The sequence below is a fragment of the Streptomyces sp. bgisy100 genome (genome assembly GCF_057709105.1).
The window spans coordinates 48,228-65,776 of sequence record NZ_JBYITE010000001.1; the positions used below are offsets into that span (position 1 = coordinate 48,228).

Here is a 17,549-nt window from a genome sequence, read left to right on the forward strand (position 1 = left end):
TCGACTTGGCGCTACAGCGTGTTGCCGACATGTGACATTCTGCAGAAACTGCGTTTGCCGCAGCTTCGCCTCCGGTATTCAGGTGGAGGCGTCACTCGACAGCGAGAGCGCCGCTGGGATCCGTCCGCGACCTCAAGGGGGTGGCATGTCCGTAGAACTGGGCAGCTCGAAGGTGCTCACCACTGACGCACCGAACGTGCTCGACGACTGCGACGCCATCGACACCCGCACCCTCTCCCGATCCCTGTTCCTGCGGCTCGCCGCCCTCGACCGGGACAGCCCCGAGCGCACCTATGTCCGCGACACCCTGATCGAACTGAACCTCCCCCTGGTGCGCTACGCCGCGGCCCGGTTCCGCAGCCGGAACGAGCCGATGGAGGACATCGTCCAGGTCGGAACGATCGGCCTGATCAAGGCGATCGACCGGTTCGACTGCGAACGGGGCGTGGAGTTCCCGACGTTCGCGATGCCGACCGTCGTGGGCGAGATCAAGCGCTTCTTCCGCGACACGAGTTGGTCGGTGCGGGTGCCGCGCCGGCTCCAGGAGCTGCGCCTGGCGCTCACCAAGGCCAGCGACGAGCTCGCGCAGCAGCTCGACCGGTCGCCGACGGTCACCGAACTCGCCGTCTGCCTCGGGGTGTCGGAGGAGGACGTGGTCGACGGGCTGGCCGTGGGCAACGCCTACACGGCGAGCTCGCTGGACTCCCCGTCCCCGGAGGACGACGGCGGCGAGGGCTCGCTCGCGGACCGGCTGGGGTACGAGGACACCGCGTTGGAGGGGGTGGAGTACCGCGAGTCGCTCAAGCCGCTGCTCGCCAAACTCCCGCCCCGGGAGCGGCAGATCATCATGCTCCGGTTCTTCGCGAACATGACGCAGTCCCAGATCGGCGAGGAGGTCGGCATCTCCCAGATGCATGTCTCCCGCCTGCTCACCCGCACGCTCGCCCAGCTCCGGGAAGGACTCATCGCGGACTGAGGCGGTGCCACCCGCTTCACAACTGACGCATCGTCAGCAACACTGTCGCCCAGCCGACGCCGGGAGGTCCAGGGCGATGCGACGGACGACGCGAGGCCTGTTGCCGCACGGCCGCCGAGGGACGGTGCTCGTCTCCTCGGCGGCCGTGCTGTGTCTGGCGGTGCCGGCCGCCGGGTGCGGCAGCGGCGGGGACGACGGCTATGTGGCGGCCGGTGCCGCCGGGCCCGGGCCGACGGCGCCGGGGAAGGCCGTACCGTCCGACGGCGGGGTGACGTTGATCCCGCTGGACGGCAGCACCGACGGCACGGGCCGGACCCCCGGGGAGCGGGACACCGCAGCCGCGGAGCGACGCGGCGGCGCGGACGGCGGGCGTTCCGGGCGCCCGGAGGGATCCGAACCGGGCCGGGACGGTGCCGGTGGCGGCGAGGAGCGGCGTTCCGGGGGCGGTTCGGATGCGGACTCCCGGTCCGGTTCGCGCGGCGGCGGGAGCGGCGGCTCGGGCGGCGGTGCGGACGGTGGTTCGCACGGCGGTGGGGGCGGTTCCGGAGGCGGCGGCTCCGGAGGCACGGGCGGCGGCAGTTCGGGAGGCGGCGGTACGGAGAGTTCCGGCGGCCCGGCCGGGACCGGCGGCTCGGGAGGCTCCGGTGACTCGGGAGGCTCCGGCGGTTCGGGCGGTGGGGCGGATCCCACGCCCTCGACCCCGGCTCCGCAGCGGCCCGCGGCGCTGTCGGTGGGCGCTCCCGTGCGCACCGCCACCGACCGGCGCTGGTGCGAGAAGGTGTCGCTGGTGCTGCGCAACACCGGTGACCGGCCGGTGCGATCGGGCAGGGTCGGCTTCTCCACGCACGTCATCGGCGGGCTCGGCGTCGACTGGGCGACGCTCGGGTCGGAGCAGGCGCTGCCCGTCCCCATCGCGGGCGGGGCGCGCCTGAGAAGGACCTGGACCGTGTGCGTGGACGCCTGGCGGGTGCCGCTGGGCATGCACATCGAGACCCGGGACGTGGACGTCGACTGGAAGTGACCGCACGGCCACTCCCGTCGGGACCACGGAAGCGGACCGGCACGCGCCGGTCCGGCGGGACCGGCGGCGGCCGGAGCCGGACGGCGTCAGCTCAGGGCGAGCCAGGCCACCCCGACGACGATCGCGACGACGGCGATCACCCCGACGACGAGACCGGTGCGCGGCCCGGACGACGCGGTGGCCGCGGTCCGGCCCTGCGGTTCGCCCTCGTCGACGAAGGCGCGGAACATCTGCGTGCTGCCCGCCGGGTCCTGCTGACCCTGGGGAGCGTGGGGGTTGTTCGTCATGGGCCAGGACCCTAGCGAACCGGTGGGGCCGCCCCAACCCCTGGGGCGCGCCGGAGTCGCCCGCCACCTCGGTGTTCGAAGCCGGTGCGCGGCTTTGACCGCCACCGGACGGAGCCTTTCCGATTCCTTTGCCGGATCCGCCCGGAACTCATTTGCCTTCGGCAACCAACTGCTTCTATGGTTGCCCTAAGCAACTGATAGCTCGGGGAGAGTGCATGGCAGCGCAGAGCCAGTACGAGGAGCTGGCCCGGCAGCTCAGCGCCATCGGCGCGGTGAAGCGTGAGCTCGCGCGGATCCTTCCGCACGAGTGCCCGCCCGGGTCGGCCGGCGTGCTGACCCTGCTGCACCGGCACGGCGAGATGCGGATGAGCAGACTCGCCGAGCTGCTCGCCATCGACATGTCCGTCACCAGCAGGCATGTCGCGCACGTCGTCGGCTACGGCTGGGTCGAGCGGCAGTCGGACCCGCTGGACCGGCGGTCCCGGCTGCTGCGGCTCACCGCCGACGGCGAGGCGTTCCTCCGGACGGTCTCCGACCGCTATGCGGAGATGCTCGCCGGGGCCCTGCGGGACTGGTCCGACCAGGAGGTCGGACAGCTGAACGAGCTGCTGGCCAAGTTGCGCGACAGCTTCGGCGACTGCCGGTCCCGGAGCCACCACACCACCGACACCACCACCCGTACACCCGCATGAGGACAAGGAACAGCATGACCACCACCACACCGGCCGGTGTGCGGGAGGACGCGGGCACCGGCGGGCACGCCGGGCACGCCGCACCCATGACCCACCGGCAGATCCTGGAGGCGCTGTCCGGGCTGATGCTCGGCATGTTCGTCGCGATCCTGTCGTCGACGATCGTCTCCAACGCCCTGCCGGAGATCATCAAGGACCTGGACGGCGGCCAGAGCGCCTACACCTGGGTCGTCACCGCGGCCCTGCTCGCGACCACCGCGTCCACCCCCCTGTGGGGCAAGCTCGCCGACCTCACCAGCAAGAAGACCCTGGTCCAGATATCGCTGGTGATCTACGTCCTCGGCTCGGTCGTCGCGGGCCTGTCGCAGAACACCTCGATGCTGATCGCCTGCCGGGTGGTCCAGGGCATCGGCGCGGGCGGCCTCACGGCCCTCGCGCAGATCATCATGGCCGCGATGATCTCCCCGCGGGAGCGCGGCCGGTACAGCGGCTACCTGGGCGCGACCTTCGCCGTCGCCACCGTCGGCGGCCCGCTCATCGGCGGTGTCATCACCGACACCGACTGGCTGGGCTGGCGCTGGTGCTTCTACGTCGGTGTGCCGTTCGCGGTCATCGCGCTGATCGTGCTGCAGAAGACGCTGAAGCTGCCCGTGGTGAAGCGGGACGTGAAGGTCGACTGGAGCGGTGCGTTCTTCATCACCGCCGCGGTCTCCCTGCTGCTGGTCTGGGTCACCCTGGCCGGCGACAAGTACGACTGGATCTCCTGGCAGACCTACGCCATGGTCGGCGGCTCGATCGTGCTCGGCGCGATCTTCGTCCTCATCGAGTCCCGGGCGAGCGAGCCGATCATGCCGCTGCACCTGTTCCGGAACAAGACGATCAGCCTCGCCTCCGTGGCCAGCCTCTTCGTGGGTGTCGCGATGTTCGGCGCCACCGTCTTCCTCAGCCAGTACTTCCAGCTGGCCCGGGACAAGTCGCCGACGATGTCCGGCGTCATGACCATCCCGATGATCGCCGGTCTGTTCGTCTCCTCCACGGTCTCCGGCCTGGTGATCACCCGGACCGGCCGGTGGAAGGTCTGGCTGGTCTCCGGCGGCGTGCTGGTGACGGCGGGCCTCGGTCTGCTGGGCACCCTCCGGTACGACACCGAGTACTGGCACATGGCGATCTTCATGGTCGCGCTCGGCCTGGGCCTCGGCATGATGATGCAGAACCTGGTCCTGGCCACCCAGAACCAGGTCGACCCCAAGGACCTCGGCGCGGCGAGCTCCGTCGTCACCTTCTTCCGCACGCTCGGCGGCGCGGTCGGCGTCTCGGCGCTCGGCGCGGCGCTCAGCAACCGCATCACGCACCACGTGAAGGAGGGGCTGGAGGAGCTCGGCCCCAAGGCCGCCAGGGCGGCGCAGGGCGGCGGCGACACCACGACGCTGCCGGACCTGGACGCGATGCCGGCCCCGATCCGTACGGTCGTCGAGAGCGCGTACGGCCACGGCGTGGGCGATGTGTTCCTGTACGCGGCGCCGGTCGCGCTGGTCGCCCTGCTGGTGGTGCTCTTCATCAAGGAGGTGCCGCTGCGCACCCGGAGCGGGCTCCAGCAGTCCGCGACGGAGACCGCCCCGGTCCCGGAGACCGCTGCGGCCGCGGCCACCGAGCCGGAGCCGGCGCTGGTGAGCGTGGCCGCCCCGGCCGCCACGGAGGCGACTGCCGCGGAGGCGTCCGCCGCCCCCGCCGCCGAGGCCGCGACCATGGCGTTCGCCGCGGCCGGTGACGGCGCCCCCTCCGGCAACGGCACCGCGATCCACGGCTTCGTCCGGAACGCCGAGGGCCACCCCGTGCCGCAGGCCGCGGTCACCCTGATCTCCCTCGGCGGACGTCAGCTGGGCCGCTCGGTGGCGCACGCCGACGGCGGCTACACCCTGGACGCGCCGGGCTCCGGCTCGTACGTCCTGATCGCCTCCGCCGACGGGCACCAGCCGCAGGCGTCGACCGTGCTGGTCGGAGAGGAGCCGCTCGGCTACGACCTGCTGCTGTCCGGCACCAGCGGGCTGGCCGGCCTGGTGCGCAACGCCGCCGACAGCCTGCCGGTCGACGGGGCGATGGTCGTCGTCACCGATGTCCGCGGCGAGGTGCTGGCCACCGGCCGGACCTCCGGCGAGGGCGCGTTCGGCTTCGAGGACCTGGTGCCCGGCACCTTCACGGTGGCGGTCAACGCGCCCGGCTTCCGGCCGCTGGCGCTGCCGGTCGAGGTCGGCGGCCAGGGCGTCACCCGGATCACGGTGGAGCTCCGGGCCGGTGTGCTGGTCCAGGGCACCGTGCGGGCCGGGACGGACCGCCGTCCGCTGCCGGACGCGCGGGTGACGCTGGTCGACGCGGCCGGGAACGTGGTGGCCACCTCCACCACCGGCGACGACGGCGCGTACGCCTTCGCCGACCTGGACGCCGGCGACTACACGGTCATCGCGAGCGGCTACCCGCCGGTCGCGCAGCCCCTGCCGGTCACCGGACAGGGCGTCGACGGCCACGACATCGAGCTCGCCCACCCGGGCGAGTAGCAGGCCCCCGGGCAGGGGGCGCGTACAGCGGAGACGCGCCCCCTGCCCCGGCGGGTGGAACCCCACCGGCCGTCAGGGGACAGGGCCCGGCCGGCGGTGCGCAGGGCAGGGGACGGCCCGGCGCACCGGCCGGCCGGGGCCCGCACATGACGATCAAGCAGGAGCGGTGATGACCACACCAGGACTCGATGCCGGTACGGGACTGCGGGCACAGGTCCGCACCCGGGACGGCTGGGCGGTGCAGCACGCGGTGCTCACCGTCACGGACATGACGGGCAGCCAGGTGCTGCGGGCGGCCGCCGACGGGGACGGCGGCGTAAGGAGCGAGGAGCCGCTGGCTCCCGGGGCGTACACCGTGATCGTCACGGCCGTCGGCTACGCGCCGGCCGCCTCGACGGCCATGGTCACCGCCGCGGGCCGGGCGGACGTCGGCACGGTCGTGCTGGCCCGGCAGGGCGGCGTGGAACTGCCGCCGCCCGGCGTGTGGACGCTCGACCCGGCGCACTCCTCGGTCGGCGCGGTCGCCCAGCACCTCGGCATCTCCAGCGTGCACGGCCGGTTCACGGACTTCGCGGGCCGGATCGTCATCGCCGGCGACCTCGCGGACTCCCGGGTCGAGGCGGTGATCCGCGCGGAGAGCGTGGACACCGGCAACGCGCTGCGCGACGGGCATCTGAAGTCCCCGGACTTCCTGGACGTCGAGCGGTTCCCGGAGATCCGCTACCGGAGCACGGGGCTGACCCCGGCCGGCCCGGACCGCTGGACGGTGCACGGCGAACTGTCGCTGCACGGGGTGGCCCGCGAGGTCGCCCTGGACCTGGTCTACCTGGGCACCGGCCCCGACCCGTGGGGCGGCGTGCGGGCGGCCTTCCGCGCCACCGCCGAGCTGCGGCGCGAGGACTTCGCGATGAACTACAACCAGGTGGTCGCGGCGGGCATCGCGGCGATCGGCACCACCCTGCGGGTGGAGCTGGACGTGCAGGCCGTGCAGGGCGAGTCGCTGCCGGCGGTCTGACTCCGCCGTAGTCTGCGGTCATGGCCGGGAACATCGCGACCAACACGACCGTGGACCTCGAGGGGCTGCTGGAGTTCGTCCGCCCCCGCCACCGGGCGATCCTGCTGACCACCCGCTCCGACGGCCGCCCCCAGGGCTCCCCGCTCACCTGCGGGGTCGACGGCTCCGGCCGGCTGGTGATGTCGACCTATCCGGAGCGCGCCAAGACGCGGAACGCGCGCCGCGACGCCCGGGTCAGCCTGATCGTCCTCTCCGACGAGTGGAACGGCCCCTGGGTGCAGATCGACGGGACGGCGGAGGTCGTCGACCCGCCGGAGTCGGTGGAGCCGCTGGTCGAGTACTACCGCTGCGTCGCGGGGGAGCACCCGGACTGGGACGAGTACCGGGCGGCGATGCGCGAGCAGGGCAAGTCCCTCATCCGGATCACCCCCGAACGCTGGGGGCCGGTCGCGACGGGCGGCTTCCCCGCCCGCCTGGCGCCGGAGAGCTGACGCGGCGGGGGCTCTTCGGGGGAAGGTCCGCGGACTGCGCGGACTCCGGGAGCCGGAGTGAGCCGGGCGGCGGTCGGCGATCTGCCGGTCTGCGGCTGCGGCTGCGGCTGCGGCCCGGAACCCGGACGGCGGAGCCGGGATCCGGGCGATGCGAGCCGGGTGGCCGGGTGACCGGGAGACCTGGAGACCTGGAGACCGGGTGAACGAGTGACCGGGTGAACGAGTGAAGCTGCCGTTGCGGGCGGGGCGGACGGTCAGTCCGCCGTCCCGCCGGTGCCCCCGGCCGAACCGGAACGCTCCTCGCCGGCTCCCTCCCCCGGCACGCCCCGCCGCATCGCCTCGATGCCGGCGATCGCGCAGTCGAGCGCGAAGTCGAAGTCCCGGGCGCGCATCTCGGCGACGCTGCCCCCGCCCCGGGCCTCCATGAGGTCCACGGACCGGCCGAACTCCGGGCGGTCCTCGATCGTGCCCATCACCTGGCGGAAGAAGTCGTCCTGGCTGATCCCCGCCTCCCGGCAGCGGGCGGCGAACCGGCCCTCGATCGTGCCGAACCCGTAGACGAACTGGTAGACGAGCGACAGCGCGCCGGGCAGCTGTTCGGGGGCCAGACCGCTGGTGCGCAGCACCTCCTGCGCCGCGGCGGAGAAGGCCATCGCCTTCGGGCCGACGTTGAGGTACGCGCCCATCAGCGGGGACACCCACACGTGGGTCACGAGCAACCGCCGGTACTCCGTGGCCAGTCGGCGCAGCCGGTCGCGCCAGTCGCCGTCGCCCTCCTCCGGCAGCCGCATCTCGCCGGTGACGGCGTCGAGCGCCAGCTCCAGCAGGTCGTCCTTGGTGTCGACGTACCAGTACACCGACATCGCGGTGACCCCCAGCTCCGCGGCGAGCCGGCGCATGGAGAACTTCGCCAGCCCCTCGGCGTCGAGCAGGCGCACGGTCGCCGCGACGATCTTGTCGCGGTCCAGCCCCGCGGGCTGCTCGCTCCGCCGGCTGGGTGCCGGGCGGCCCTCCAGCCACACGCTGGTCCGCGCGTGGCCCGATCCGCGGCCCGCAGCTGCCATGGCGCCCTCCTCCACGTCGTACTCTCCGCCGGTGCCGTCGGCGGGTCCCGTCACCGGGAGCCGGGCGGACGGCCCGGTGGGGGGGGCCGCCGGACTCCGGCCCGCCCCGGACTCGATGCTATGCCGTTTCCGCAGGTCGGTGGGGACACCCGGCCCTGCGCAGCAGCACCGCGGCGACCACACCGCCCAGCAGCACCGCCGCCGCGCCGACGAGCCGGCCGGTCCGTGGAGCGGAGGCCTCCGGTCGGCTCGGTGGATGTCGAGTGGAAGCACGGCCCCCCTCGCACGGTGCAGGGCGTCGATGGCCTCCCGCCGCATCAAAGCCTTGTACGCCGTAGAGCGGGGATCGGGCGGACGGCTCCGTTACGGTGCAGCGGCGCGAAGCCGACGAGGGAGTCCCGGATGCCACTGCGCCGTCGATGGGCCCGACTGCTGTGCGCCGCGGGCCTGGTGGGGCTCTCCGCGATGCCGTACGCGGAGGCCGGCGCGGCGGCCGGAGGCGGCGCGGGGCCACGGGCGGGTGCGGAGGCGCCGGGCGAGCGGTCCGGCCCCCGGCTCGCGGCGGTACGGCAACGGACGGGTGCGGACGTGCCGCTGCGGGTGGCCACGTACAACATCGCGGCCGGGACGGGCGCCGACCACGTCTTCGACCCCGGGCGGACGGCCCGCGCGCTGCGTGCCCTGCGGGCGGATGTGATCGGCCTTCAGGAGGTCGACGTGCACTGGGGAGCCCGCAGCCAGGGGCGGGATCTGGCGGCGGAACTGGCCGACGCCCTGGGCATGCGGGTCTTCTTCGCCCCGTTGTACAGCCTCGACCCGGCGCAGGCGGGCGGGCCCCGGCGGGAGTTCGGGGTGGCGGTGCTGTCCCGCCTCCCGGTGCTGAGCACCGCGAACCACTCCATCACCCGGCTCTCCACCCAGGATCCGCACCCGGTGCCCGCGCCCGCTCCCGGATTCGGCGAGGCGGTGGTCCGCGTGGGGGGCGTTCCGGTGCACATCCATGTGACGCACCTGGACTACCGGGCCGACCCGGCCGTCCGGCGGGCCCAGACCGGCGACATGCTCCGGATCATGGCCGAGGACTGCGACGGACGGGGCCGGTGTCCGCGGCAGGTCCTCGTCGGCGACTTCAACGCGGAGGCGGCGGCGCCGGAACTGGCACCGCTGTGGGGGCGGCTGACCGACGCGGTACCGGCCGGGGCCCGGCCCACCTATCCGGCGGGGGCCCCGGTCCGGCGGATCGACTACGTGACGGTCTCGGACGGCATCGGCGTACGGGGCGCGGCGGTGGCCGGAACCCTCGCCTCCGACCACCGCCCCGTCGTGGCGGACCTGGCGGTGCGCCGGGAACCGCAGTGACGTGCCCGGTCCGGCAGCGCCCCGTCAGCCGGTGGGCCGGGTCAGGTCGTAGAGCGTGGTGCCGTCGACCGTGACCTTGGTGTAGTGGCTCTCGACCCACCGGGTGATGCTCGCGGCGACGCCTCCGGAACCCTTCCCGCCGGCGCCGTTCGCACGAGCCCCGGCGCCGGCCCCGCCGCCTGCGCCCATCCGGCCGCCCGCAGCCGTCCCACCACCTGCGGCCGTCCCACTGCCCGCGGCCTTCCCGCCACCCCCGGCCTGCGCACCGGGCCCGGCGTTCCCACCGGCCCCGGCCTGCGCACCGGGCCCGGCGTTCCCACCGGCCCCGGCCGTTCCACCGGCTCCGGTCGTCCGGCCGGGCCCGGGCATCCCGCCGGGGCCGCCGCCCGTGCTCGGGACGAAGTAGTGGATCCTGCCCTGCCGCACGTACTTCTTGAACTGCGCGAGCGTCGGCGACGGGTCGCTGCCGTTGAAGCCGCCGATGGCCATGACCGGGCTCCCGGTCGCGAGTTGGTGACTCGCGGCGTTCTGGGCGCCGACGGTCGCGGCGGCCCAGGTGTAGTCGCCGGAATCCCGCCGGAGGGCGTCCGCCACCTCGTCGCTGACCTTCCGTCCGCCCAGCAGCCCGCCCATGACGCCGCCTTCGGCGCCCCCGCGCCCGGGGCCGGCGTGAGTTCCCCGGCCCTGGTTCATGCCGGGCGGGGTGGCCCGGGGACCGGCCGCACCGCGCCCGGCGCCGTTGCCCCCGGGCGGCATCCCCTGCGGCGCACCGTTCGGGGCGGCACCGCCCGCGGCGGCGCCGTTGCCTCCCGGAGCCCGGCCCGGGGCTCCGGCCCCGTTCCCGCCGTCCGCGCCGGGGGCGTCGGCCCGGCCGTTCCCCGCCATACCGGGCGGCATCCCGCCGCCCGGACGTCCCTTGCCCCCGGCGACGGCCGGTCCGGCCGTCACGATCGACCCGGTGTGCCCGGTGCCGACCGTGCTGAGCGTGTACGCCAGCGGCCCGGCCAGCGACGCCGCCAGCCCCAGCGCCAGGACCAGCGGTACCGCCCGCCGCGGCAGCCGCCGGGCGAACGCCAGCCCGGCCGCCGCGGCGAGCCCGGTGCCGAGCACCGTCCACCGCAGCCACGGCAGCCAGTCCTCGTTCCGCCCCAGCAGGACGAACGCCCAGACCGCCGTCACCGCGACCGTGCCGCCGAGCGCCGCCGATGCCACGGCGCCGCGCCGCTCCCAGAGCGCCCCGGCGCCCAGGCCCACCACGGCCGCGAGGTACGGCGCGAGAGCCACCGTGTAGTACTCGTGGAAGATCCCCGCCATGAAGCTGAAGACGCCGGCCGTCATCACCAGGGACCCGCCCCAGGCCAGGAAGGCGGCCCGCGCGGGATCCGTCCGTCCCGCCCGCCGGGTCAGCAGCAGGCCCGCGACCAGCAGGACCAGTGCGGCGGGCAGCAGCCAGGAGATCTGGCCGCCGACCGTGTCGCCGAACATCCGCCCGATGCCGGACCGTCCCCACGCGCCACCGCCCGGACCGCCGCCTCCGCCGACGCTCCCGGTCTCCTCGCCGTTGATCCGGCCGAGGCCGTTGTAGCCCAGCGTCAGCTCCAGGAAGCTGTTGCTCCGGGAGCCGCCCACGTACGGGCGGGAGTCTGCGGGCCACAGTTCGACGGCCGCGACCCACCAACCGGCCATCACCACCAGCGCCGCGCCGGCGAGCAGCAGTTGGCCGAGCCGCCGGCGCAGGGGCGTGGGGGCGCACACCGCGTAGAGCAGGGCGAGCGGCGGCAGGATCAGGAACGCCTGCAGCGTCTTGGTGAGGAAGGCCAGCCCGACGGCGGCGCCCGCGCCGAGCAGCCATCCGGTGCGCGCCCCCTCCACGGCCCGGAGGACGCAGGCGACGGTGACGGTCATCAACAGCGCGAGCAGGGCGTCCGGGTTGTTGAACCGGAACATCAGCGCCGCCACCGGGGTGAGCGCCAGCACCCCGCCCGCGAGCAGCCCGGCCACCGGGCCGTGGGTCCGCCGTACCGACCCGTGGAGCACCGCGACGGCGGCCACGCCCATCAGCACCTCGGGCACCAGGACCGCCCAGGAGTGCAGCCCGAAGAGCCGTACGGACAGGGCCATCGGCCACAGCGCGGCCGGCGGCTTGTCGACGGTGATGGCGTTGCCGGCGTCCAGGGAGCCGAAGAAGAAAGCCTTCCAGCTCTCGCTGCCCGCCTGGACCGCCGCCGAGTAGTACGAGTTGGCGTAACCGGAGGCCTGGAGGTTCCACAGGTACAGCAGCAGCGTGCCGAGCAGCAGCGCGAGGAACGCGGGCCGCACCCACCGGGGGTCCTCGGCCCGGCCGCGCCGGACCCCGGAGAACCGCCCGCGGGGCGGTCCCGCCGGCGGTCCTGCGGGGTCTGGGGCCGGGGGCGTCAGGACGGCGCCCCCGGCCCCCGCCCGGGAGGTCGTCTCGTCATGGTGCTCGGTCATCGGGTGCTCCGGGAGTCGCGGGTGTACGGGTACGAGGGGGTGCGAGAGGCGGAGAGGGACACCCCGCCGGCGGAGGCGCCGTCGAGGCCGGCACGGTCGGGGGAGGCACGGTCGGGGGGTGCGTGGTTGAGAGAGACCCCATCGAGGGAGGCACCGTCGGGGCAGACACCGTCGGGACAGGCACAGTCGGGACAGGCACAGTCGGAGCCGCCCGCGTGCTCCCCGCCCCCCGCCGGCTCCCGCCGCCCGGGGAAGACCCAGGCCCGCAGCAGCAGGAACCGCAGCACCGTCGCCGCCAGGTTCGCGACGATCAGCACCGCCGCCTCCGTCGTCCGGGACGGGCTGCCGGCCCCCTGGAGGGCGGCCAGGGAGCCGCTGGTCAGCGCCAGACCGATGCCGAAGATCACCAGCCCCTGGGCCTGGTGCCGTACGGCGCGCTCCCGGCCCCGGACCCCGAAGGTGAACCTCCGGTTGGCCGCGGTGTTGCCGACCGCCGCGAGCAGCAGCGCCACCGCGTTGGCCGTCTGCGGCCCCGCCTCCAGCCGGAACAGGGCGTACAGCGCGAGATGCGCCAGGGTGCTCAGCGCCCCCACGACACAGAAGCCCAGCAGCCGGCGGGCCAGTCCGCGGGGCACCCCGGCGAGTTCGCGGTCCCGCGGGTCGTCACCGAACGGCCGGCTCAGCCGGGCGAGCGGCAGCACGCCGGTGCGCAGCGCCCGCCCCACCCGCCAGACCCCCTTGAGGTCCTCGACGGCCGTCCGGACGATGTCCACCCGGCTGTCCGGGTCGTCCACCCAGTCCACCGGCACCTCGTGGATCCGCAGCCCGGCCCGCTCGGCGAGGACCAGCATCTCGGTGTCGAAGAACCACCCGGTGTCCTCCACCATCGGCAGCAGCAGCTCCGCGACGTCCTTCCGGATCGCCTTGAAGCCGCACTGCGCGTCGCTGAACCGGGCGGCCAGGCCGCCGCGCAGCAGGAGGTTGTAGCCGCGCGAGATCAGCTCCCGCTTGGGGCCGCGCACCACCCGTGAACTGTGCGCCAGCCGCGAGCCGATCGCGAGGTCGGAGTGGCCGGAGATCAGCGGTGCGACGAGCGGCAGCAGCGCGTTGAGGTCGGTGGAGAGGTCCACGTCCATGTAGGCCAGCACCGGTGCCGGGGACATCGACCAGACGGCGCGCAGCGCCCGCCCGCGGCCCTTCTCCTCCAGCCGGACCGCGGTGACCTCCTCGATCAGCTCGTCGAGCCGGGCGGCCACCTCCGGTGTGCGGTCGCTGCTCGCGTTGTCGGCGACGGTGATGCGGAAGCCGTAGGGGAAGGTGCGGGTGAGGTGACCGTGCAGCCTGCGGACACAGGGCTCCAGGTCGGCCTGCTCGTTGTAGACGGGGATGACGACGTCCAGGACCGGTTCACCGTCGGCGGTCCGCGGCCGGAGGGCCGGCAGATGCCCGCGCGTGGGCAGGGTGCCCGGGAGAGTCTCGGTTCGCATGCCGACGACGTTCGCCGGGCGGGCTGTCACGGCCGTGTGATCCGCCTGTGGGCCGCCTGTGAGTCCGGCGCCGACCCCTCCCCACCCCCGGCGCGTGAGGTTCCGGACGCCGGCAGCACCACCGCGAAGACCGTGCGGCCGGGCGTGCTCCGCATCGCCACCCGCCCTCCGTGGGCGCCCACCACCGCCTGCACGATGGCCAGTCCGAGCCCGGTGCTGCCCGCGGTGCGGCCGCGCGAGGCGTCGCCGCGGGCGAACCGCTCGAAGACGTGCGGCAGCAGGCCCTCCGGGATCCCGGGGCCGTCGTCGTCGATCTCCAGCAGCAGTTCCCCCACCGCCGGCCTCAGCACCCGCGCCGTCACCGTCGTGCCGCCCGGGGTATGGCTGCGGGCGTTGCCCAGCAGGTTGACCAGCACCTGGTGCAGCCGTTCCGGATCACCGCGCACCAACGCCGGTTCGTCGGGGAGTTCCAGCCGCCAGCGGTGGTCCGGCCCGGCCGCCCGGGCGTCGCTCACCGCGTCCACCACCAGCGGCGACAGGTCCGTCTCGGCGCGGGCGAGCGGCCGGCCGGCGTCCAGCCGGGCGAGCAGCAGCAGATCCTCGACGAGCGTGGTCATCCGGGCCGCCTCCGACTCGATGCGGCCGAGCGCGTACCGGGTGTCGGGGCCCGTCTCCTCCCGGCCGCGCCGGGTCAGCTCGGCGTACCCGCGGATCGAGGCCAGCGGGGTGCGCAGCTCATGGCTGGCGTCCGCGACGAACTGCCGCACCCGGGTCTCGCTCGCGTGCCGGGCGGCGAGGGCCGACCCGACGTGCCCGAGCAGCCGGTTGAGCGCCGCACCGACCTGGCCGACCTCCGTCCGCGGATCGGTGTCGTCCGCCGGGACCCGCTCGTGCAGGGCGACCTCGCCGCGGTCGAGGCGGAGTTCGGACACCCGGGCCGCGGTCGCGGCCACCCGGCGCAGCGGCCGCAGCGCGACCCGGATCATCACCGTGCCGGCCAGCCCGGCCGCGGCCAGCGCCGCCCCCGCGACGCACACCTCGGCGACGATCAGCGTGTCGACCGTGTCCCGGACGTCCTGCAGCGGCAGTCCGACGACGAGGCTGCCGCCGTCCCGGTCGAGGTCCGGCACCGCGCGCACCCGGTAGCTGCCGAGCCCCGGGAGCTCGACGGTCTGCGGGGCGCCGTCGGCGGCCGGCCGGCCGAGGGCCGCGGCCTGGGCGGCGGTGAGCGGCTCGGCCTCACCCCGCTCGGTGCTGCGCACCGCCGAGACGACGCGCTTCCCCGACAGTTCGGCGCCGACGGTGCCGGGCGGCTGTCCGGGCCCGGTGACGAAGCCGAGGTCCCCGTCGGGCACCGGCGGCCGGAACCGCACAACGCGGTCGGCGATGCCCCGGAGCTGGGCGTCCCGCTGCCCGTGGAGGTAGGAGTCCAGCGTGATCGTGGTGACGCCGCCGATGACCGCGCAGACCACGGCGATCAGGGCGACGGAGGTGAGGACGAGCCGGGTGCGCAGCGACCGCACCCGGCGCTGCCCCCGGCCGGACCTGCGCGCGAGACGCGGACGGGCGCGCGGCGCGTGCATCCCGGCACGCGCGGAACGCCCGCGGCCGCGCTGCCGGCCGTCGGGGGCCAGGCGACCGCGCAGGGACCGCAGTCCGCCGGCGGCCCGCCCGGAGACGCGCACCGCTCACTCCCCCGGCTTGATCAGATAGCCGGCCCCCCGCCGGGTGTGGATCATCGGCGACCGCCCGGCGTCGATCTTCCGCCGCAGATACGAGATGTAGAGCTCGACCACATTGGCCTGCCCGCCGAAGTCGTAGGACCACACCCGGTCGAGGATCTGCGCCTTGGAGAGCACCCGGCGCGGATTGCGCATCAGATAGCGCAGCAGCTCGAACTCGGTGGCGGTGAGGTGGATCGGCTGCCCCGCCCGCTGCGCCTCGTGGCTGTCCTCGTCGAGCACCAGATCCCCGACGACCAGCAGCGCGTCCGGCGTGCGCGCCGCCGCGCCGGAGCGCCGCAGCAGCCCGCGGAGCCGGGCCACGACCTCCTCCAGGCTGAACGGCTTCGTCACGTAGTCGTCCCCGCCCGCCGTGAGTCCGGCGATCCGGTCCTCCACCGCGTCCTTGGCGGTCAGGAACAGCACCGGCACCTCGGGGCGGTCGCGGCGCAGCCGCGCCAGCACGGTGAGACCGTCCAGGTCCGGCAGCATGATGTCGAGCACCACGGCGTCCGGACAAAACTCCCGGGCCGTCCGCAGCGCACCGGCCCCGTCGCCCGCGCTGCGCACCTCCCAGCCCTCGTAGCGCAGGGCCATGGACAGCAGGTCGGCGAGGGCGTTCTCGTCGTCCACGACGAGGACCCGTACCGGCCCTCCGTCGGGCCGCAGCAGTTCGGAACGCCCGGTGGGCGCGGTCGCGGTCATGTCCTCAACGCTCGGCGGGCGGTCTGAGAGAGCGCTGTGGGGCACCTGTGAATCAACTGAGAAAGCCGCGGGCCCGTCCGCACCCCTGTGCCCGGCCACGCCCCGGGCCGGCGCCGAGGGTCAGAACAGCCCGTCCTGCACTCCGTCGCCCCCGCCCCCGCCCGCGGCGAGCCGGCGGACGGGCGCGCTGGTCACCGCTGCCGGCTCCGCGGCCCGCAGCGGCCATCCCGCCATCAGCCGGGTGTCGATCACCAGCAGGCCACCGTCGGTGCCGAGTTGGAGGTCCGGCCCCGCCACCCCCAGCAGCTCACCCGCCACCACCGCGCCGTCGCCCAGCTCGGTGACCTCGGCCGTCGGCCCCGCGGCGGCCCGTTCCGCGAGCCGTTCGAGGCCGAACGCAGCGGTGTGGTCCACCGGTTCGCAGGGGCAGCGCTCCAGGGACTCCGGCCATCCGGGCAGCGCGGCCACCCGCGCGTGCAGCGCGGCCAGTTCCGCGCGGCGTTCGGCGACCGGGGGCAGCGCCGTCCGCACGGCCCGCTTTTGCGCGTAGGGGACGCGGTCGCGCACCGTCAGCGCGGAGCCCAGCAGTTCCTCCGCCCGCCGCGCCGCCATGAGGGGCCCGCGCCCCAGCCAGGTGAACGCCACAGCGCCCTGCTCCAGCAGCCGGGCGCTGCCCCGCGCCTCCGCGGTGATCCCCACCTTGAGCAGCCCCGGGCCGAACCAGGCCAGATAGACGCGGTACGGCTGCGGGTCGTCGGCCCGGGTGTCGGCCGCCACCGACCGGGAGCGGTCGAGCCGTGCGCAGTCCGCGCACTGTGCCCGGGTGCCGCGCACCGGAACCGCGGCGTCCGCCGGGCAGGGCGTGCGCCGGCCCCCGCGCCACACCCCGATGCAGCCCCGGCCGCCGTCGGCGACGAACGCCAGGCTCCGCCCCGCCGTCAGCGGGCTCGTCCGCTCCCCGGCTCCGGCGCCGCGCCGGCCCGGCCGGTACCACCCCAGGACGGGCCCCTCCGGTCGCCAGAGCGAGCCGGTGCACCGCCACTGCGCTCCGCCGGACACCACCACCTCCCGCAGCCGGTCCGCGCCCCATGCAATCACGTGTGCAGGGGCGTGACACCGCAGGTGAACGGCGTGCGACGGCGCCACGGGATGCGGCCGCGCGGGTCCCGGCGCAACCTGAATGGAGGATCCGCCCGGTGGAGGGCGAGGCAGGTGACGGGCGGAGCCGGGGTGCCGACGGCATGATCGCCGCGGCGGCAGTGGCAGGAGGAGAGCGATGAGCGATCAGCTGTTCCTGGCGTACGACTATCCCGTCCTGGGCGCCTTCTGGACGGTGATGTGGATCTTCCTCTGGATCTTCTGGCTGGTTCTGCTGTTCCGGGTGATCACCGATGTGTTCCGTGATCACGACATGAGCGGCCCGGCGAAGGCGGCCTGGATCCTCTTCGTGATCGTCGTGCCCTTCCTGGGCGTGCTCGCCTATGTGATCGTGCGCGGCGACGGCATGGGCAAGCGCGAGATCCGGCACGCGCGGGAGCAGCAGGCGGCGTTCAACGACTACCTCCGGGAGACCGTCGGCGCGGACGACGGCTCGGCGAACGTGGACCGGCTGGCCAAGCTCTCGGACCTCAAGGCCCGGGGCGACATCTCCGAGGCCGAGTACCAGCGCGCGAAGGAGAAGATCCTGCACTGACCGGAACGGTCCCG

Annotated in this window: 15 protein-coding genes; 8 read left to right on the forward strand and 7 right to left on the reverse strand. The window is 74.7% G+C overall.

All coding sequences use genetic code 11. The features are described from left to right. Nucleotides 1–145 precede the first annotated feature (145 nt). Nucleotides 146–976: an RNA polymerase sigma factor SigF gene (locus AC3EQ1_RS00285; RefSeq protein WP_432092180.1), complete on the forward strand. Its 831-nt coding sequence runs from the start codon at nucleotides 146–148 to the stop codon at nucleotides 974–976. A gap of 76 nt (nucleotides 977–1,052) precedes the next feature. Next, nucleotides 1,053–1,997: a hypothetical protein gene (locus AC3EQ1_RS00290; RefSeq protein WP_432092181.1), complete on the forward strand. Its 945-nt coding sequence runs from the start codon at nucleotides 1,053–1,055 to the stop codon at nucleotides 1,995–1,997. An 86-nt stretch (nucleotides 1,998–2,083) separates the two neighbouring features. Here the strand turns inward: AC3EQ1_RS00290 and AC3EQ1_RS00295 are convergent, their stop codons facing one another. Further along, nucleotides 2,084–2,284 (reverse strand): hypothetical protein, encoded by a 201-nt coding sequence (locus tag AC3EQ1_RS00295; protein ID WP_351514627.1) that lies wholly within the window; start codon nucleotides 2,282–2,284, stop codon nucleotides 2,084–2,086. A 215-nt stretch (nucleotides 2,285–2,499) separates the two neighbouring features. Between AC3EQ1_RS00295 and AC3EQ1_RS00300 the strand changes: the two genes are divergently transcribed. From AC3EQ1_RS00300 to AC3EQ1_RS00315, 4 genes are all read left to right on the forward strand, one after another. Beyond that, entirely contained in the window at nucleotides 2,500–2,976 is a 477-nt protein-coding gene (locus AC3EQ1_RS00300) for a MarR family winged helix-turn-helix transcriptional regulator (RefSeq protein ID WP_432092182.1), read from the forward strand. A gap of 86 nt (nucleotides 2,977–3,062) precedes the next feature. Beyond that, complete coding sequence (locus AC3EQ1_RS00305) at nucleotides 3,063–5,528, forward strand: MFS transporter (RefSeq protein WP_488187136.1); 2,466 nt, start codon at nucleotides 3,063–3,065, stop codon at nucleotides 5,526–5,528. Nucleotides 5,529–5,697: 169 nt separating this feature from the next. Further along, nucleotides 5,698–6,543, forward strand: coding sequence for a YceI family protein (locus tag AC3EQ1_RS00310; protein ID WP_432092184.1), 846 nt, complete (start codon nucleotides 5,698–5,700; stop codon nucleotides 6,541–6,543). Between the two features lie 20 nt (nucleotides 6,544–6,563). Further along, nucleotides 6,564–7,034 carry a PPOX class F420-dependent oxidoreductase gene (locus AC3EQ1_RS00315; protein ID WP_432092185.1) on the forward strand — a complete coding sequence of 157 codons (471 nt, stop codon included), beginning with the start codon at nucleotides 6,564–6,566 and terminating at the stop codon, nucleotides 7,032–7,034. Between the two features lie 254 nt (nucleotides 7,035–7,288). Here AC3EQ1_RS00315 and AC3EQ1_RS00320 read toward each other — a convergent pair whose 3' ends face one another. Then, complete coding sequence (locus tag AC3EQ1_RS00320) at nucleotides 7,289–8,098, reverse strand: TetR/AcrR family transcriptional regulator (RefSeq protein ID WP_432092186.1); 810 nt, start codon at nucleotides 8,096–8,098, stop codon at nucleotides 7,289–7,291. 402 nt (nucleotides 8,099–8,500) lie between these two features. Between AC3EQ1_RS00320 and AC3EQ1_RS00325 the strand changes: the two genes are divergently transcribed. Beyond that, nucleotides 8,501–9,457: an endonuclease/exonuclease/phosphatase family protein gene (locus AC3EQ1_RS00325; RefSeq protein WP_432092187.1), complete on the forward strand. Its 957-nt coding sequence runs from the start codon at nucleotides 8,501–8,503 to the stop codon at nucleotides 9,455–9,457. Nucleotides 9,458–9,481: 24 nt separating this feature from the next. Here the strand turns inward: AC3EQ1_RS00325 and AC3EQ1_RS00330 are convergent, their stop codons facing one another. The 5 genes from AC3EQ1_RS00330 to AC3EQ1_RS00350 form a co-directional block, all read right to left on the reverse strand. After that, entirely contained in the window at nucleotides 9,482–11,929 is a 2,448-nt protein-coding gene (locus tag AC3EQ1_RS00330) for an ArnT family glycosyltransferase (RefSeq protein ID WP_432092188.1), read from the reverse strand. Beyond that, nucleotides 11,926–13,416, reverse strand: coding sequence for a bifunctional glycosyltransferase family 2/GtrA family protein (locus tag AC3EQ1_RS00335; protein WP_432092189.1), 1,491 nt, complete (start codon nucleotides 13,414–13,416; stop codon nucleotides 11,926–11,928). Before AC3EQ1_RS00335 ends, AC3EQ1_RS00330 begins: the two co-directional genes overlap by 4 nt. A 26-nt stretch (nucleotides 13,417–13,442) precedes the next feature. Then, the gene (locus tag AC3EQ1_RS00340) at nucleotides 13,443–14,999 is read right to left on the reverse strand and encodes a sensor histidine kinase (RefSeq protein WP_432092375.1); all 1,557 of its coding nucleotides are present in this window, start codon (nucleotides 14,997–14,999) and stop codon (nucleotides 13,443–13,445) included. A 105-nt stretch (nucleotides 15,000–15,104) separates the two neighbouring features. Then, nucleotides 15,105–15,842, reverse strand: a complete 738-nt coding sequence (locus AC3EQ1_RS00345; protein WP_432092190.1) for a response regulator transcription factor — start codon at nucleotides 15,840–15,842, stop codon at nucleotides 15,105–15,107. 120 nt (nucleotides 15,843–15,962) lie between these two features. Next, nucleotides 15,963–16,904: a DUF2797 domain-containing protein gene (locus AC3EQ1_RS00350; protein WP_432092376.1), complete on the reverse strand. Its 942-nt coding sequence runs from the start codon at nucleotides 16,902–16,904 to the stop codon at nucleotides 15,963–15,965. 214 nt (nucleotides 16,905–17,118) lie between these two features. On the opposite strand from AC3EQ1_RS00350, the gene AC3EQ1_RS00355 reads away from it, so the two are divergent. Further along, complete coding sequence (locus tag AC3EQ1_RS00355) at nucleotides 17,119–17,535, forward strand: SHOCT domain-containing protein (RefSeq protein WP_432092191.1); 417 nt, start codon at nucleotides 17,119–17,121, stop codon at nucleotides 17,533–17,535. Nucleotides 17,536–17,549: the final 14 nt, after the last annotated feature.

Bases quoted from the DNA above. Each gene is read 5' to 3' on its own strand.
- AC3EQ1_RS00320 (WP_432092186.1), bottom strand. From the start codon at position 8,098: ATGGCAGCTGCGGGCCGCGGATCGGGCCACGCGCGGACCAGCGTGTGG.
- AC3EQ1_RS00310 (WP_432092184.1), top strand. From the start codon at position 5,698: ATGACCACACCAGGACTCGATGCCGGTACGGGACTGCGGGCACAGGTC.
- AC3EQ1_RS00290 (WP_432092181.1), top strand. From the start codon at position 1,053: ATGCGACGGACGACGCGAGGCCTGTTGCCGCACGGCCGCCGAGGGACG.
- AC3EQ1_RS00330 (WP_432092188.1), bottom strand. From the start codon at position 11,929: ATGACCGAGCACCATGACGAGACGACCTCCCGGGCGGGGGCCGGGGGC.
- AC3EQ1_RS00315 (WP_432092185.1), top strand. From the start codon at position 6,564: ATGGCCGGGAACATCGCGACCAACACGACCGTGGACCTCGAGGGGCTG.
- AC3EQ1_RS00345 (WP_432092190.1), bottom strand. From the start codon at position 15,842: ATGACCGCGACCGCGCCCACCGGGCGTTCCGAACTGCTGCGGCCCGAC.
- AC3EQ1_RS00355 (WP_432092191.1), top strand. From the start codon at position 17,119: ATGAGCGATCAGCTGTTCCTGGCGTACGACTATCCCGTCCTGGGCGCC.
- AC3EQ1_RS00285 (WP_432092180.1), top strand. From the start codon at position 146: ATGTCCGTAGAACTGGGCAGCTCGAAGGTGCTCACCACTGACGCACCG.
- AC3EQ1_RS00335 (WP_432092189.1), bottom strand. From the start codon at position 13,416: ATGCGAACCGAGACTCTCCCGGGCACCCTGCCCACGCGCGGGCATCTG.
- AC3EQ1_RS00305 (WP_488187136.1), top strand. From the start codon at position 3,063: ATGACCCACCGGCAGATCCTGGAGGCGCTGTCCGGGCTGATGCTCGGC.
- AC3EQ1_RS00325 (WP_432092187.1), top strand. From the start codon at position 8,501: ATGCCACTGCGCCGTCGATGGGCCCGACTGCTGTGCGCCGCGGGCCTG.
- AC3EQ1_RS00300 (WP_432092182.1), top strand. From the start codon at position 2,500: ATGGCAGCGCAGAGCCAGTACGAGGAGCTGGCCCGGCAGCTCAGCGCC.
- AC3EQ1_RS00295 (WP_351514627.1), bottom strand. From the start codon at position 2,284: ATGACGAACAACCCCCACGCTCCCCAGGGTCAGCAGGACCCGGCGGGC.
- AC3EQ1_RS00340 (WP_432092375.1), bottom strand. From the start codon at position 14,999: ATGCACGCGCCGCGCGCCCGTCCGCGTCTCGCGCGCAGGTCCGGCCGG.